At 37.7% G+C, this 252-nt stretch carries 1 protein-coding gene; it reads left to right on the top strand.

Going from position 1 to position 252, the window contains the following annotated elements:
- A partial coding sequence (locus AAEY62_RS23620; protein WP_502935564.1) for a hypothetical protein occupies positions 1-252 on the top strand: 252 nt, incomplete at both ends.

Here is a 252-nt window from a genome sequence, read left to right as displayed (position 1 = left end):
AATTTTATATCAACAAGGGACGACTATTTCAGAGCCCCTTGCTATTGCGCTTGAGCAGCCATTACTTGAAAAAAACAAACAACTACTAAATCGTGTCATTAGCTATACCCACAATAAGCACTCCCCAGTAGTAAAAGCGATTGCATTATTTGACGACAATAATAAGCTAATAATAACCCGTAACTATCATCGCTCGTTTGATGACTTGCTCAACAACGAGCAACTCAATAATCTTAATGCCACTCAAGTTCA

Origin of the sequence: Pseudoalteromonas sp. GW168-MNA-CIBAN-0100 (genome assembly GCF_040309225.1) — a bacterium.
GTDB classification, from domain to species: Bacteria; Pseudomonadota; Gammaproteobacteria; order Enterobacterales; family Alteromonadaceae; genus Pseudoalteromonas; species Pseudoalteromonas arctica.
This window is presented reverse-complemented; position numbering and strand designations above follow the sequence as displayed.